The organism is Pontibacter mucosus, from assembly GCF_003054055.1.
Classification (GTDB): Bacteria; Bacteroidota; Bacteroidia; order Cytophagales; family Hymenobacteraceae; genus Pontibacter; species Pontibacter mucosus.
This window is the reverse complement of sequence record NZ_QBKI01000007.1, coordinates 132460-149553: the sequence shown is the minus strand read 5'-3', so window position 1 is coordinate 149553 and position 17094 is coordinate 132460. Positions and strand designations below refer to the sequence as shown.

Below are 17094 nucleotides of genomic sequence, written 5' to 3'. Positions count from 1 at the left end.
TTAAAGTATAAAATGGACCTGCAGACGCATTATAACAGGCTTTGGGAGAAATCACGGGCGGGCTTCGAAGCCGGTAGCTTTAAGCTTGATCCCTGGATTGATAATCCTGCTGACGACAGGCTTGGCATTACCCTGTTGGCGCGCCCATCCCGGGAGGTAAAAGAACGCATACGTGCCTTTTTAGGCGAGCTGCAACAGGTGGCGCCGGAGCAGTATTTCTATCCCGACACAGACCTGCACATCACTGTGCTTTCCATTATTTCCTGCACATCCGGCTTCACACTAGGCTCGGTTAATGCAGCGGACTACGTGCAGTTACTCGAAAGTATAACCCGCCATGCCAGCCCCTTCAAAGTTGAGTTTAACGGCATCACCGCCTCCCCGGAAGCTGTCATGATACAGGGTTTCCCGCTGGACAACAGCCTTCAAATGCTTCGGGAAAGTATACGTGCGGCCTTTAGCGCCACCTCGCTGCTTCAGTCCCTGGACCAGCGCTATACGTTGAAAACCGCCCACGCCACGGTACTTCGGTTCAGGGCACCAGTTCAGCAGCCGGAGCAGCTTTTAAGCTTACTGGAGAAGTATAGAACCTATGATTTCGGAACCTTTGAGGTGGAGGTTCTGGAGCTGGTGTACAACGATTGGTACCAGCGGGAGGAGAAAGTACAGGTGTTGGGGAGGTTTGGGTTGAGTTAGTATAAGGCCTCCTCTGGTGCAAGCGTATGCTTGTGCCTTTACCCACGCCCCGCTGGCGCGAGTTTTCAACTCGTGCCTACGATGATGTTGGGTTTGCAACCCAACTGGCTTGAAAAGCCATACTTGCTCTGGCCATACTTTTATACTTTGGCTACACCGCTGTTCCGGACATCCTTGTCCGGAACCAACGCTGCTGCGGACTTCCGAGTCCGCGTAAGCCTTACTTTTATACTTTGGCTATACTTACATAGCAGCTGCTTCCTTCCACTTGAAACAAGCTATTCTTACTAGCCTCCGTTCATCCTCCAGACTTACATAAGCTACTGTTGCATCTCTAGCTTTGGAGCTCTCAAGCCCGAGAGGGCTCGCCTTCGGGCATCGCGCTGTCTACATTTCCTGCCCTCGTACCTCGGGCTGCCTGCGGCACCGGAACCTCTCGAGGCGCTCAACCCAAAGGCTGGGAATCATTCGATAGCCGCTGCTGACGGAGCTTCAACCAAGTCCCCCTTCGAAGGGAGCTGGGGATGATAATCGCCTCAGAACTCCCTCCCCTGTTTTTAGGGGAGGGCCGGGGTGGGGTGAAATTCCCCGCCTTAGACAAGGAGGGGATAAAGGGGTGGTTGGACCCGGTACTGCAGAAGGCTATTACCACTCTAGAGAGGGGTAATAACAAATCGAGCTGCCGTTGGCAGCTCGATTTGTTACTTTTCGATTTTATACTTCCCTACAACTTCGCCGAAGCTGAGGCTCGTTCCAGCGCCTGCAGCACCTGCTCATTCACATCGCCGAAGATAGAGACACCCTTGGCGCCATTGGCCAGCGCGATTTCGATGCCTTGCTGCAACTCTTCGTTGCTTTTAAAATCAGGCAAGTATAAACCGGCGTAGAGCGGGAATTTTCCGTTCAAAAAGTGCACACCTTCTGTCACGGCATCGCCTATCCAGCGCACGTCCTCTTTGTAGAACCCGTGGTAAATCATCGGGTACACCGCGTTCAGGTTCCAGTTGGTCCAGTCCTGGCGCACGATGCGGCGGGCTACCTCCGGGGTCGGAAATACGGCGGCCGTGATAGGTTTCTTCTTCTCCTTGGCCACTTCGGCCAGGTGGTTCACGATGGTATTGACCGCATTGTAGCGGTACAGGCGCCACGACAGGCTGGCTTCCGGGTACTCCAGTTCCTCAATCGCTTTGCCACGCCAGGCTTTGAACTTGGTGCGGCACACCTCACAATAGCAGTAGTCATACTCCGGCAGCTCTTTGGTCTGCTCAATCTTGTAATCGCTCCACAGGTTCACCGGCAGGATCACGTCGCAGAAGCGCACGTAGTCCAAGTGGATGCCATCAATGTAGTCTTTGCTGAGGATGTTGCGCACGTCCTCGGCCAGGTATTGTTTCACCTCCTCCCGGGAAGGGCACAGCCAGCGGTAATAGCCCACGTACGGCGGCTTGTCGGCGCAAGACTCACCCTTGCGGTTTTGGGCATACCACTCCGGGTGCTTCTGCAGCAACTCCTTCTCGCCGCGGTTCATGGTCCACATCCAGCGGTGGGCCTCCAGTTTGTTAGCTTTGGCCGCCCGGAAATGTTTCTCGCTGTCTGCCTCAAAAAAGATCCCCCGGATACCCGCCTCGTAGAAGCGTTTGTACTGGCGCTGCAGATCAGCCTCTTTATCGGCTTTATTGGGCCTTACCCATACCCAGTGCCTGAGCTGTTTGTTTTTAGCTGCAGGCGCTGTGGCTATTTTGGCAAGAGCGGGCGCGGGTATACTTGCTGCCAGACCAGCCAGCGCCCCGGCCTTCAGGAAGGATCTTCTTGTTTTCATTGTAAGCCTTTTATCGTTTGTACAAATCCGTTTTCGTTGATGCTCCATACGTTGCCGTCGGGCCCCTGTATGGCGGCCATGAACTGCAGCGTGCCCGCCTCCAGTTTCAGCTGGTTCGCCTTCCCTTCCACTTCAACCTTACCATTTTTCAGGCCCAGCTCTTTCAAGGATTTGCTGTAGCGTCCGTGCTTCCCAAAATACGCTTTCTGCCGGTAATACACCAGCCACAGATACTGTTTCTGCATCTCGGCATACGGTAGGACAAAACTTATACTTTGCTCACCCGCTGGCTGCTGGCTAAAGTATAAATACCCCCAGCGCTCGGGCAGGTGCATGTTAATCACGCCTTGAGGCGACCACACCCAGTTATACTCCGGCAGCGGCTTGCCATCCTCGCCTTTGCGCTTTACGTACTTGCCGTCTACCACGTCCACATCCCACTGCACCCGCGAAAAGTTGATGCGCCACAGCGTGCCTTCGGAGGGTACACGTGTAACATTCCCTAGCGTAACAGAACGGAACGGAATGGCCATTTCCACCGTCCAGCCCTCGTCGGTATCGGTCGGGTCATTCAGGGTACCCTGCACCTGCACTGCCGACTTCAGCCCGTGCAAATCCCAGGCAATGAGGGCGCCGTTGTTATTGCGGTATGGCTTGGAAAGGAACAGGTCGAAAATGGTGTTTAGCGCGTTCACCTCTACCTCAAAGTACTGGTGCGTGTCGTTGTCCGGGTCGATGAAGACTTCGAAATCGTTGTCGTAGAACACCACCTCGTCGTGCTTGGTTAAGTTAGCCCACACGTGCGGCTCCTTCATCTCGGCGGCAATGTACAAGTGCTCGTTGTCCCAGGCCATTTTCACACGCGTCGCGTAGGTTGGGACCGGTTTTAAGTCGCCTTCTATGTCGGTGAACAAATCGGTCCAGGCGGCCTGCTGCCATACTTCGTCGCTCAGGTGGCCGTCTATACTTGGGGCCTCCTTGGTGAAGTGGGTAATGTAATGTTTCGGTTCTGTGAACAGGTGCTCCAGCCCGGCAAACGGAGAGGCCGTTTTAGCCTTTCGCTTCGCTTTCGCGGAGGGATTATCGTCAGCCTGCGCGGCCAGTACGGCAAAAAGTACCAGGCACAGGGTTAAGTAATGCTTTATCATATGTAAGGTATAAAAGCGTCTCTCCTACTTGTTAAAAGTTTAAGAGAGACGCTAAAGCAGAATTTGTACTTGATGGTTGTAGGAAGTATAGCTTTTGCTACTACTCCGGGGCAAGTTAACTTGTTCTATAGTTGTTCCGGATTTGTAATCCGGAACTCCTTTAACTGCGGATTTGCAATCCGCTTGCCGGCCAGTAGCTATTGCCTTTGCTCCTGCGGATTACAAATCCGCAGCTATTATACTTTCGTATTGCAAATCCGAAAGAGCAGTAGAGCTTAGCTGTAACAAATGCAGGCCTCTGTTTTTATACTACTGCACAACCGGCGCATACTTAAACCAGCTGGCTGGAATGGGCTGCGGCTCACCTCCGTCTTTGCTGTAGAGAAGTTTCAAAGTATAGCCGCCGCCACCTTCAATAAAATCCAGCGCAAATGGCTGCAGGCCTTTCTCCAGCGCTACCTGACCAATTTTCTCCTGCGGCGGGTGCAAGCCGTCGTTGTCCACTACCAGGCGGTCGGCGATGCGCAGCACGCCACCGTCGTCGCAGGTGAAGAAGAAAGTATAGATGCCTGTTTCCGGCACCTCCAGGTAGCTCCTGAACTGCACACCAAAGCTTGGCGCCTGTGCCTCACGTGGAACCTGCAGTTGCGCTACTTCTGCCACACCGGTTGGCGTGGCCTTGGCCATCCCTCCTGTATTTTTGAAAGATGCCTTGTAGTATGTCGCCTGCAGGCCAGGCTTTGTGTTTTTAGCTGCTACCGCCTTGGCATACGTCTGCTTTTCGTACGTGGTGGTATAGGTATCCCCTTTCAAACCTTCCGGCGTAAAGGCTGCCACCTTGAAGGTGGTGGTCTCCGTAATCGTCAGCGGCTTGTCCAGTACCTTGGAGGAGGTAGTGGGCTGGCTGCCATCGGTGGTATAGCGGATAATCAGGTTGTCGAGTGGTTTTGGGATGTCCAGCGTAGCATTGTCGGTGAACACGTTCACATCCAGGAAGCCTTCCAGGTCGGGTAGGCGGTAGTTTACATCCAGCGCGTCGAGGCGTTTGTAATGCGTCTGCAGGCGCTTCAGGTATGAGTCGTAGTCGCGCTTGTCAGACCAAACCACTTCAGCAAGCGCCGTCATGCGCGGCATGTACATGTACTCGGCACGGTTCTCGGAAGGGATGTACTCGGTCCAGATATTGGCCTGCGCCCCAAGTATAGCTTTGGCCTCCTCGGCGTTCAGCCCCTTCGGCACCACATTAAAATGATACACGTTATACACCGATTTCTTATCAGGTATTCCATCGAAGTATAGCGGGCTGTTGGGCGTCATGATGACCTTGTTGCCGTTTCGGGCGGCGTGCAGCGGGGCATTGGGTGCCCAGGTGCGCCAGAACATCACCACCGCGTCCGAGTTAATGCCACCCTCCAGCATCTCATCCCAGCCAATCAGCTTTTTGCCTTTGGAGTGAAAAAATTTCTGCATGCGGTGGATGAAGTAGCTCTGCAGCTCCTCCACGTTTTTCAGTCCCTCGCGCTGCATCAGTTCCTGGCAACCCGCCGAGTTGGCCCAGGTGGTCTTCTCTACTTCGTCGGCACCCAGGTGGATGTACTGGCTCGGGAACAGCGCAATAATCTCGTTGAACACGTTCTCGGCAAATTCATAGGTGCTCTCCTTGCACGGGCAAATCGGAACGGAGAAGGTCTCGCCCCAACCCGATTCGCCGCAGGTAAGGAACGGGTAGGCGTCGATGGCGGCCTTCATGTGGCCGGGCATGTCAATTTCGGGGATAATCTCTATGTGGCGGGCAGCAGCGTAAGCGATGATGTCTTTCATCTCCTCCTGCGTGTAGAAGCCGCCATACATTGTCTGGCCATTTTTCTGCACGATGTGGCGCTCGTCCAGCGCAAAGTCCGGGTTCTCCTTGGAGCGAGCAATTACGTCGCGGTCGTGGTTGTTGAAGGTGCGCCAGGCGCCTTCCTCGGTCAGCTTCGGGTACTTCTTTATCTCAATGCGCCAGCCCTGGTCGTCGGTTAGGTGCAGGTGCAGCTTGTTGAACTTGTAAAGGGCCATCAGGTCGATGAACTTCCTGAGGTAATCGGTGGTGAAGAAGTGGCGGCTCACGTCCAGGTGCATGCCGCGCCAGCCATACACCGGCTCGTCCTGAATCTGCAGGGCCGGAAGTACAAGCTGCGCCTGCGCAGCCTGCTGCTCTATACTTGCAGGCAGCAGCTGCCGCAGCGTCTGCACTGCCCGGAACATACCGGCCGGCTCCTTTGCTGCCAGCACCACCTGCTTCGGCGTAATGCTCAGGCGGTAGCCTTCGGGCGCATTTATACTTTGGTCGTATTGGAAAACAATGGTATTGGCAGCGGCTTTCTTTGCCACTTTCAACGATTTGCCCAGGCTACCGGAAAGCAGGTACTGTAGCTGCTCCGCCTCATTTTTAAAGATGCTTTCCTTAGGCAGCACCAGTTTGGTTTTGGAGGTGATAGTAAAGCTACCCTGCTGCGGCGTCAGCGAGCTGGGGTACGGAATCAGAGGGTACTTCGGGTCGAGGGTTTGCGCCATCGACAATGTCTGCACCCCCAGTAACATAACTGTGAAAAGTAGGGCGTAAAGGTAGTGTTTGAACATAATATGTAAGTATAAAAGCGTAAGCTGTGTTGTCTCTCTCTTGTCATCCTGTAAAGAATCTTGGTGGCGAGTAGCAAAGGATTAACCTCCCTTCAACCAAGATTCTTTACAGAATGACAGAGAATCAGAATTTATTGTGTCAGAAACCCACCCCTGTTCCTCCAGGGAGGGGAATTCGGGAACGATTATCATCCCCTCCCGCCTCAAAGGGGGACTTTTCTGTAAATGTATTCCCCTCCTTGGAGAGGCAGGGGTGAGTTAAATCCTTCTAGTTACTCTCAATCGGCTTTACTTCCTCACGGTAGAGCGATACCGGGCCATCGAGCAAAATGGCAATGACGGTCAGGTCCTCGTCCAGCAGGTCGTGTGGCAAGTCGATGTAGGCAATGCCAGGGATTTCGCTCCAGTACTGCTTGTTGAAGATTTCGTGGCCCAGCAAGGTACCGTTGCCTACCACACGAATGCGGTGCAGCTTGTTTTTGATTCCCTTAATGGCGATTGGGCCGGTCGGTTTACCCTCTACGAATAAGTACAGCGTTTGCTTATCTTCCGAAAGCGACGTGTTCCCCTCGTAATGCCCTTCCGGCAGGCCCGGGTTAGCCTTGTACATCGTTTCGGCATGCTTTTTCACCCAGCGATCTACGCCCGCGTCAGCCAGTTTTAGTTGCTTTACTTCAGTGCCGTCAGGCTGCAGGACGGTGTTCTGGAACGGGTTTTTACCCGCCTGCAGGTTATCCGCTAACTGGCGGATGGTGCGGTTGCGCTGCGTGGCATCCAACTTACCAGCCTTCTGCAACTGAGCCAGTTCTATTTTGGCTGGTGCCGGAGAAGCCAGTTTCAGCGGTTGCTCAAACGACAAAGCAAGTACCGTCAGCTGCTCATCGTAAGCATTGGCAGGCACCTTAATGTAGGTGGTGTTGCCCTGCTGCTCATACTTGGCTGTAGCATTGCTGCCCACCACTTTTATACTTTTAACCGGTGTACCCAGCCCCTGCACGCGCACCGACTCGGCTCCCTGGTTCTCCACGAACAGGTATAAAGTTTTGCCGTCTTTGGCCAGCGTGGAGTAGCCATGGAAATGTGCCTGCGGTATACCAGCCACCGTTCCGAAGATAGCTTCTTCGTGCTTGTTCGTCCAGCGGCCCAGTTCCTTCAGGATAGCCACCTGCTCCTGAGGGATGGTGCCATCCGGCTTCGGACCGATGTCGAGCAGCAGGTTACCACCATTGCTGATGCAGTCGGCGAAGGTGCGGATAACCTGGTTCGGGCTCTTGTAATGATGGTCGTGCGGCGAGTAGCCCCAGGAGTCGTTCATGGTCAGGCACAGCTCCCAGTACTTATCCTGCGGCTTTACCACTGGTACGCCTTGTTCCGGCGTGGCATAATCGCCGTAGTGGTTCAGGCGCGAGTTGATAATCACATTTTTGTTGTGGCCCAGCAACATCTGGCGAACTTTCTCCGACTCCCACTCTTCGGCGCTGTGTTCCCAGTCACCGTCGAACCAGTAGAGGTCCGGGTTGTAGTTTTTAGAAAGCTCGCGAAGTTGCCCCTGGTAGAAGCCTAAGAACTTCTTCCAGCGGCGCGGCTCCTCTGTTATCGAATAACGTTTTTTAGCACGCGTAAACACATCGTAGTCGGCGTAGCTCCAGTCGGGCAGCGAGTAATAAAAGCCCACCTTCAGGTTCTCCTTGCGTAGCGCGTCTACGAAGGGGGTAAGCACATCGCGCTTGGCCGGCGTGTGCTTTTTAGTGGTAATGCCACCCATTTTGGTATCCCACAGCGCCACCCCATCGTGGTGCTTGGTGGTGATGACCGAATAGCGTGCTCCGGATTCCTTTATAAGTTTGGCCCATTCCTCCGGCTTATACTTGTCTGCCGTGAAGCCGTCGAGCTGCTTCATGTAGTCTTCGTGGCTGATGTAGTTGTTGAAAAACGACCACGATTCCGGGATGCCGTTCACGCCGTAAATGCCCCAGTGGATGAAAATGCCGAGTTTGGCGTCGCCGAACCACTGCATTTTGGTGCTGTCCTGCGGAGCGGCTTTTTTAGCTTGTGCGGAGGCGAAGTTGCCGCTCAGCACGAAGAGAAAGATGAGTAAGAGTTTGTACTTGTTTATCATTATACTTGAGCTATACTTATTTATCCCGCTCTTTCGGATTCCAAATCCGAAAGTATAGAACGGCGGATTCCTAATCCGCACAAGCCGTGTTTATACTTTGGCTATACTTTATACTTGCTTGGCGCACGCCTCCGCTTGTGCCACTATTAGCCACCGCTGGCGCGAGTTTGCAACTCGTGCCTACGATGATGTCGGCTTTTCAACCCGACTGGCTTGAAAAGCCATACTTTATACTTGGGCTATACTTCCTTAGCCGCTGCTTCCTCCAGCTGGAAACAAGCTATTCTTGCTAGCTGCCGTTCATCCTCCAGGTTTACATGAGCAACTGTTTCATCTCTGGCTTTGGTGCTCTCAAGCCCGAGAGGGCTCGCCTTCAGGCATCGCGCTGTGTTCCCTCCTTGCCTCGCTCGCGCTCGGCATGCCCTTACCGGGCACCGGATCTCACAAGGCGCTCAACCCAAAGGCTGGGAAGCAATCCGATAGCCGCTGCCACTGCTGTCATCTCTACCTTCGGGAGAGATCTGGGTAGAAATCCCGGACAGATCTCTCGCGCTGCTCGAGATGACAGGGAATGATTGAAGTACAGCCAAAGTCCCCCTTTGAAGGGGGTAGGGGGATGTTCCTTCAACCCCTTCAGCTACAGTGCTTATACTTTAGCCAAAGCTACTACAGACTCCCCTCCTTGGCCAAGGAGGGGCAGGGGTGGTTAGACCCGGCACTGCTAAAAGCTCTCTCGTCGAAATGATATTCCTGCCAGCGGCTGCACCGGACAACTAATAACCAACAACTACCAACCAGCACCTAACGCCCGCACCTGCTCCACATCGGCTACCAGTTGCTCGAACTCGGAGAGCACGCGGTTACTCGACATGGCCGGTTGGTCTTTGCGGTAGACCATGTCGCTTTCCACGGATTTACGCACCGAAGCGTGTACTTCCTGCACACCAGTTTTGGCAACTAACTCCCGCACATTATCGGGAGTCACGCCGCCGCCGGGCAGGATGATGAGTTTGCCTTCAGAGCGCTCTCGCAGCTCCCGGATGAGGTCAGCCCCTTGCAGAGCTGTTTCCTGCTGGCCGGAAGTAAGCAGGCGATGCACGTTTAGTTGCAGCAAATCCTCTAAGGCCTTGTAAGGGTCGGCGGCCCGGTCGAAGGCACGGTGGAACGTAATACTCATACCTTCCGCTGCTTCAATCAGCTGCTGCGTACCGGCCACGTCTATACTTCCATCTTTCGTCAAAGCTCCAATCACCACGCCGTCTACACCCAACTTCCGGCAGAGCTGTATGTCGCGCTTCATCACCTCAAATTCGGCTGGGGAGTATAAAAAATCACCACGGCGCGGGCGGATGAGCACATGCAGGCCAATGCGTATACTTTGGCGCACCACCTCAATCATACCCGCACTGGGCGTGGTGCCGCCACCAGCCAGGTAGTCGCACAGCTCCACGCGCTGCGCGCCTCCCTGCTCAGCCGCGATGGCCGAGCCCACCGATTCGATGCAGATTTCCAGCAGCGGTTTAGAACTTGCTCTTTCCATCCAGCAGCTTCACTCCTGATTTATCCTGCACAGCATAGTTAAAGCCCTTATGGATGCAATAACCGCCGTACTCCCCATTCTTGTTGAGCGCGATAAAACCTACCTGCAGGTCTTTCACATCTTTGTGCTTGGCGATGATACGCTCCACGGCTAATTTACAAGCCTGCTCCGGCGAGTTACCCTGGCGCATCAATTCTACTACCAGGTGGCTGCCCACCATGCGGATAACAGCCTCGCCCAGGCCCGTAGCCGTAGCGGCTCCTACTTCGTTGTCTACAAACAAGCCAGCCCCGATGATGGGAGAGTCGCCCACGCGGCCGTGCATTTTATAGGCGGCACCGCTCGTGGTACAGGCTCCGGCCAGGTCGCCGTTTGCGTCCAGGGCCAGCATGCCGATTGTATCGTGGTTTTCGATGTTAATCACCGGCTTATACTTGGACTCCTTCAGCCAGTTCTTCCAGTCTTTTTCAGATTGCGGCGTCAGGAGATTTTCTTTCTTGAAGCCTTTCTCCAGGGCAAACTGCAGAGCTCCCTCTCCTACCAGCATCACGTGCGGGGTGTCTTCCATTACCTTACGCGCCACCGAAATCGGGTGCTTGATATGCTCCAGAAACGCCACCGCGCCGCAGTTGCTGTCCTTGTCCATGATGCAGGCATCCAGGGTCACATGGCCTTCCCGGTCGGGATAGCCGCCGTAGCCCACGGTGCGCACTTCCGGGTCTGCCTCGGGTACGCGTACGCCTGCCTCTACGGCATCCAGCGCCGTGCCTTTTTTCTTCAGGATTTCCCAGGCTGCGGCGTTAGCCGGTATGCCGTGGTTCCAGGTAGAAATCACGACAGGCCTGTTTCTTTTTGCCGCTCCCAACGAGCCGGCAAAGGCGCTCGCATACTGAAAGCCGCCGCCCAGCATAGTCGCGCCGAGGGCTGATAATTTTATGAATTTTCGTCTGGTGCTCATGATATAGGTTGTTGTTGCGGTTATGGCTGCAGCTTTATACCAGTTATAATAATTCTTCCGAGAGGTGTCGGAGCTTTGTCCTTTTGTCATCCTGGAAGGATCTTGGTGGCTGGTAGCATAAGCTTAACCTCCCTTCCACCAAGTTTCTTCCAGAATGACAATGGGTGTTCAATATCTTTTTCCATCCTCCCCTCCTCAGAAAAGACAGGAGTATGTTCTATACTTCCAGAGCCGGCAGCTTATACTTTGTAGTGCGCTTTTAACAGGTGCGGACGCTCGGCGTGGAGTTTCAGGATCAGCTCTCCGAACAGGGTGTTCACCCAGGCAAACCACTTTCTGGTGAAGTTCGACGGATCATCCTTGTGGAAGGACTCGTGCATGAAGCCAGTACCAGCGTGCGTGTTCTTCAGCATCACCAGACACTGCTTTATCTCGTCTTCCGACTTACTCGTCATGGCTTGCATGATGATGCTCATCGGCCAGATCAGGTCAAAACCAGTGTGAGGCCCGCCAATACCCTGGCCATACTTGCCTTTGAAGTACCAGGGGTTATCCTCGCTCAATACAAACTTGCGGGTGTTCTGGTAAATCGGATCGTCAACGGAGCAGCAGCCCAGGTATGGTAGCGCCAGCAGGCTTGGCACGTTGGCGTCATCCATGTACAGTTTGTTGCCGTAGCCGTCCACCTCAAACGGGTGTACTTTGCCGTAGTTCAGGTGGTCGGCAGCGGCATACTCCTTCAGGGCTTTCTCCACCTCGTCGGCCAGCGCGGTGCACTCGGCGGCAAATTTTTTATTCTTCTTGATCTTCTCGCTCATCTCGGCCAGCTGACGCAGCGAGGTAACGGCAAAGAAGTTGGCCGGCACCAGGAACAGGTAAATCGTCGCGTCGTCGGATGGACGGAAAGTAGAGCAGATCAGGCCTACCGGTTTTATCGGGTTGCCGTAGCCGGAGCCCGCTACCGTGTCGGTTTGCCAGCCTGTTACACGCTGAAACTTATAAGGACCTTTGCCCTCTTTGCGCTGCTGCTCTTTAAAGGTTTGCACCACCAGGCGCATGGCCTTCTCCCACTCCGCATCAAAAGGGTCGGTGTCGCCGGAGGCTTTCCAGTAGTGGTAACCCAAACGGATGGCGTAGCACAGCGAGTCGATCTCCCACTTGCGCTCGTGGATGCCGGGCTGCATCTTGGTCAGGTCTTTGGCCCACTCCCCTTCCTTGGTCGGGTCGTCGTAGAAAGCGTTGGCGTAAGGGTCTTTGATGATGTAGCTGGTCTGGCGGTTGATGACGCCGGCAACCAGTTTTTGCAGCGGCTTATCCTTGTCCATCAGCGCCAGGTAAGGCCATACTTGCGCCGAGCTGTCGCGCAGCCACATGGCATCAATATCACCGGTAATTACATACGTATCCGGACGTCCGTTCTTCTCCTGATAGGTTACGGTGGTGTCGAGGGTGCTCGGAAGGCAGTTCTCAAACATCCAGGCAAGCTCCTTGTCAGCGATGCTCTTTTTTACATCCTTGATGGTTTTCTCTACCGCTTTGCTGGTAAAATGGCGTTTGGACACCTCCGGGCGCTGGCTCACAAACTTATCCTTCTGGGCAAACGACATAAATGAAAAGCCCGTGGCGGCGATACCGGCTGTTGCCAGGGCACTGGTTTTAACGAAATCTCTTCTTGTAGGCATGGGTGTTTTTTAATTCTTTTGATCAGGCTGTGATCAGTAAATTTTCTGCTCTTAAAGATAGGGAATAAGGGTGAAAAGTATGGCGTCAGGGCAGCGTTAAGTATGACATATCTCAGAAAGAAAGAGGTGGTGTATACGCTTCACTTCTACAGCGTTTCAGCTTGCGCAAACCATACTTATACTTTCGCCAGTTGAAAACTGGCCGCATGCAAAGCCACGAGCTGAAAGCTCGCGGCAGCTACCTCCCTACCTCACCACAATTTCATCGGCAAAGAGCCAAGCCGGCTTTCCGACCCCGTTATGTCCTTCTGGCAGTGAGGTGAGGTGATAGGCGGTAACGCGCACATACCTTGCCTTTTGCTCCGGAAACGCAGCCTTGAAATCGTGCATGGTGGCCTCCTGCTCGTTTGGCGAAATCGGATTCTTTACGGTGCCTACCTCTTTGAAATTCTTACCGTCGGCAGATACCTCGAACTTCACGGCTGTCGGCATCATGATCCAGTCGCGGTAGTGCTGCAGGCAGCCCAAGGTGATGTTGGAAATAGACTTTGCCTCTCCTAAATCAATTGTCGCTACCATGTCCCGGCCGCTGAAGCCGTGCCAGTACTTGCCCACAGGATGACGGCCGCGCACTCCATCTGTCAGTGAATTAGGACCATCGGCCATGTAGTGCTTGCTTACCGGGTTCTCGTACTGCACCTCCCGCCCCACGGCCTTGTGCATGCTAAACGATTGCTCCGCCGGCTTCTGGCCCATCACCTTGCCGTTTACCACCGTCACTGCTTTCAGCACCACCGAGGAGTCGATTTGGATAGGCTGCGCATACTTTATACTTTGCGCAGTGGGCTCCGAGCCGTCCAGGGTATAGTATACATCCCCGTTCACCGCCTCTGTGAAGAGTGTCACCAGCAATTTGCCGCCTTCTGAGCTCGGTTTAATGTCCACGGTAAAATTGCCTTTGGAGTAGTTTAGCCCTTTCTGGTCGAAGGCCTTGAACTGGGGCTGCAGGCGCTGGTTAAAGCTTGCCCAGTCGCGGCTCTCTTTCGGCGACCATACCACTTCGGCCAAGGCCAGCATGCGGGGCAACACCATATACTCCACGTAAGAGGCCGTGGTGATAAACTCAGTCCAGAGGTTGGCCTGGGCACCCAGCACGTGCTTGGCTTCCGCTTCGGTCAGTTCTTTCGGGATAGGCTCGTAGTCGTATACTTTCTTCAGTGTGTTGAAACCGCCGTTGGCCAGCGGTTCGCCTTCCGGACCTGCCTGGTAGTGATCGAAGTATACCGGAGAGCCGGGCGTCATGATTACATCGTGGCCCATCCTGGCTGCCTCAATGCCGCCGCTCTCGCCGCGCCAGCTCATCACCGTTGCCTGCGGGGCCAGCCCGCCCTCCAGGATCTCGTCCCAACCAATGATGCGGCGGTTCTTGGTGAGCAGGTAGTTCTCCATGCGCTTGATGAAGTAGCTCTGCAACTCCTCCTCATCCTTCAGACCCTCGTCGGCCATGCGCTTCTGGCACTTGGGGCACTTTTTCCAGCCTGCTTTGTCTACCTCATCGCCGCCAATGTGCACGTACTGCCCCGGAAACAGCGCCACTACCTCATCGAGCACATCCTCCAGAAAAGTGAACACCTCCTCGTTGCCCGGGCAGTAGTTAGACGACATGTTAGAATAATCACCGCCTGTAAGCGGCAGCTGTGCTTTACCCGTGCAGCTCAGGTGCGGGTAGGCGGCAATGGCCGAAGCCACGTGCCCAGGCATTTCGATTTCAGGCACAATCGTGACGTTGCGCTGGGCGGCATAGGCGACTATGTCTTTTATCTGATCCTGGGTATAGTAACCGCCGTAAGTAGGTTCCTCACCCGGTTTGGCTTGTGGCCTGGCATCCCAGGGCTTATCGGTATGGTCCACGCGCCAGGCGGCCACATCCGTTAGTTTCGGGTACTTTTTGATTTCGAGGCGCCAGCCCGGATCATCTATCAAATGCCAGTGGAACCTGTTCATCTTGTAAGTGGCCATCAGGTCGATGTACTGCTTCACGGCCTCGGGCGAGAAGAAATGGCGGCTCACATCCAGGTGCATACCGCGCCAGGTGAAGCGCGGGTAGTCGGTGATGGTCATGGCCGGTACCTGCAGCGCCGCGTTAGTGCGCACGGCAGGCAGAGTTTGCAGCACCGACTGCATGCCGTATATAATTCCGGCCTTGGAGTTGGCTTTTATACTTATCTCAGATGGCGTTACCTGCAGCTGGTATCCTTCCTCACCGAGGCTGTTTATACTTTCAATGGACAGTTTGATGGCTTTGCCTTTCCGGTTTTTGATAGGCAGGTCGTAACCGGAGATTTCCTTAATCCGAGCCGCCAGAAATTCGGCCGCAGGCTTCAACTCCTTTTTCCCGTTTAGCAGGTGGATGGAAGTATGGCCGTCGATAACAAAGTGGCCTTCGCTGCGCTGCACGCTAACCGGCTGCGGGATGATACTAACCGGCTGCTGGGCCAGCGCCAGAAAGGGAAAGAATAATGCTAGTAGAAGGGTGAGCTTCTTAATCATGGTAGTGTAGTCTTTTGCCTTGAGAGGCTTTGTTGTTATTGGTTGTGTCGTGTAAGTATAAAACCGACAGGCATTTATACTTGCTATGCCGTTGTCCTGAAACTGCTGACCTGGGTTTGAAAACTTAACTAACTTCATAAGTTTTGCAGAAACAGCCATCTAAGGATGACCAGTGCCGACAGCAATAGAAAACTATCCCCTTGAGGGGATTATAGGGGTGTTTACATCTGCAGTCTCACCGCTTTTGCTAACAATAGTGGTCTCCTCAGTAGCTGAACACCCCTGTGGTCCCCTCAAGGGGACAATTCTTTTATACTTAGGCCTTTTTCCTGGAAGGCTATGGAACACAAGCTAGGTCCGAAGACCTACGCCCTTAGCTCATTCTTTATACTTTACTCATGCTCATTTGCCGATAAAGCCATGCCTTCCAGTGCGTTCTTGTACAGCCCGATTTCTGAGATAGTCGGGTTTAGCCTCGACGACTCGATGCGCAGGCGCACTTTGCTGGTGGTTACCGGCTCGAAGCGGAGCAGGCGCTTGTAGCCGATGGTCGTGCCCTCGGTGGCCTTCTGCCACTGCCCGTCTTTCCAGTACTCGAATACAAACTTCTCAACGCGCTGCCCTACGCTGATATTTTCCTGCAGCATCAGCACGTCAAAAGTCTGCGCGCCTTTCAGCCTCAGTTCCAGCACAGCGGTGGTGTCTTTCTCGGATTTGGTGGTGAAGTGCGTGTCATACTTGCCGTCGAGCATGGCTTTCTTGTTCTTGCCCGAAGCCTTCACTTTGGCGCCCTCAGCCAGATTTTTGGTAAAGGTATTGTCGATAAGCTTTTTCCAGCCCTGCAGCGCCTTCACGTCGCTTTCATGGATAAGCCCTCTGGTATCGGGCGGGATGTTAAGCAGGAGCACGCCGTTGCGGCCCACCGAGCTGTAGTAAATGTCCAGCAGCTTCTCCGGCGACTTTACCTTGTCATCCTCGGCAGGGTGGTAGAACCAGCCCGGACGAATGGACACGTCGGTCTCGGCCGGGTACCACACCAGGCCTTTTGCGTTGCGGATTTGCTCGCGCCCGCCCAGCACCTCGCCGCGCATGTCACCGGTAGGTTTAAAGGCCACCGCCTGCTGCGAGTTTGCGGCCACGGAGTTCTGGTCCAGGTTATCGGCCGGCACCACGCTCCACTCTGTCTCGCGACCATAACCGGTTTCTGTGCCTACCCAGCGCACGTCCGGGCCCATGATGGCAATCGTAGCCGTCGGTTGCAGCTTGCGGATGTGCTGGTACCAGCGGTCAAAATCATATACCTGCTTCTTGCCGTTCGGTCCTTCGCCATTGGCACCGTCAAACCATACTTCGTCAATCTGCCCGTAGTTGGTCAGTAGCTCCGTCAGCTGCTCGATGAACAGGTCGTTATATGCATCAGAGCCATACACCGGCGAGTTCATGTCCCAGGGCGAGAGGTAAACGCCAAAGCCAATGCCATACTCTTTGCAGGCCTCGGCCACCTCTTTCATTAAGTCGCCCTGCCCGTTTTTCCAGGGGCTGTTCTTTACCGAATGCTCCGTAGTAGCCGTTGGCCAGAGGCAGAAGCCGTCGTGGTGCTTGGCCGTCAGAATCACCTGCTTGATGCCGGCTTCCTTAGCCACGCGCACCCACTGGCGGGCGTCTAACTGCGAGGGGTTGAAGATGGCTGGGTCTTCCTTGCCCGTGCCCCACTCACGGTTGGTGAAGGTGTTGACGCCCACGTGGAAGAAGGCCGTCAGTTCCAGTTGCTGCCAGCGCAGCTGGCGCGGCGTGGGCACCACATTGGCTGCTTTGCGGATGATGTCTGCCTCGGTGTCACCGGGCTGGATGATAAAGTAGTTAGCCTTTTCGCCTGCCTCCTGGGCAAGTACCGGCGTTGTGGCTGTCAGCAGAAGAGCAAGAAGGCCCGTTGTTATCTTTTTCATTTTCATGTATGGGT

At 54.4% G+C, this 17094-nt stretch carries 10 protein-coding genes; 1 reads left to right on the top strand and 9 read right to left on the bottom strand.

Features of this window, described 5'->3' with window-relative positions; all coding sequences use genetic code 11:
• Positions 1–12 precede the first annotated feature (12 nt).
• Positions 13–696 carry a 2'-5' RNA ligase family protein gene (locus tag C8N40_RS14575; protein WP_108212509.1) on the top strand — a complete coding sequence of 228 codons (684 nt, stop codon included), beginning with the start codon at positions 13–15 and terminating at the stop codon, positions 694–696.
• Between the two features lie 724 nt (positions 697–1420).
• Here the strand turns inward: C8N40_RS14575 and C8N40_RS14570 are convergent.
• From C8N40_RS14570 to C8N40_RS14530, 9 genes are all read right to left on the bottom strand, one after another.
• A complete protein-coding gene (locus C8N40_RS14570; protein ID WP_108212508.1) occupies positions 1421–2515 on the bottom strand; it encodes a family 10 glycosylhydrolase in 1095 nt (364 codons plus the stop codon).
• Complete coding sequence (locus C8N40_RS14565; RefSeq protein WP_108212507.1) at positions 2512–3663, bottom strand: carbohydrate-binding family 9-like protein; 1152 nt, start codon at positions 3661–3663, stop codon at positions 2512–2514. Before C8N40_RS14565 ends, C8N40_RS14570 begins: the two co-directional genes overlap by 4 nt.
• A 309-nt stretch (positions 3664–3972) precedes the next feature.
• Positions 3973–6285: a family 20 glycosylhydrolase gene (locus C8N40_RS14560; protein WP_108212506.1), complete on the bottom strand. Its 2313-nt coding sequence runs from the start codon at positions 6283–6285 to the stop codon at positions 3973–3975.
• Between the two features lie 268 nt (positions 6286–6553).
• On the bottom strand, positions 6554–8404 hold the full coding sequence (locus C8N40_RS14555; RefSeq protein WP_108212505.1) for an alpha-L-fucosidase: 1851 nt from the start codon (positions 8402–8404) through the stop codon (positions 6554–6556).
• Positions 8405–9191: 787 nt separating this feature from the next.
• Positions 9192–9944, bottom strand: a complete 753-nt coding sequence (locus C8N40_RS14550; protein ID WP_108212504.1) for a copper homeostasis protein CutC — start codon at positions 9942–9944, stop codon at positions 9192–9194.
• A complete protein-coding gene (locus C8N40_RS14545) occupies positions 9925–10902 on the bottom strand; it encodes an isoaspartyl peptidase/L-asparaginase family protein (protein WP_108212706.1) in 978 nt (325 codons plus the stop codon). Before C8N40_RS14545 ends, C8N40_RS14550 begins: the two co-directional genes overlap by 20 nt.
• A 239-nt stretch (positions 10903–11141) precedes the next feature.
• Entirely contained in the window at positions 11142–12584 is a 1443-nt protein-coding gene (locus tag C8N40_RS14540) for a glycoside hydrolase family 125 protein (protein ID WP_108212503.1), read from the bottom strand.
• Positions 12585–12830: 246 nt separating this feature from the next.
• A complete protein-coding gene (locus tag C8N40_RS14535; protein WP_211318116.1) occupies positions 12831–15272 on the bottom strand; it encodes a glycoside hydrolase family 20 protein in 2442 nt (813 codons plus the stop codon).
• A 254-nt stretch (positions 15273–15526) separates the two neighbouring features.
• Entirely contained in the window at positions 15527–17080 is a 1554-nt protein-coding gene (locus tag C8N40_RS14530; RefSeq protein ID WP_245905134.1) for an alpha-L-fucosidase, read from the bottom strand.
• Positions 17081–17094 lie beyond the last annotated feature (14 nt).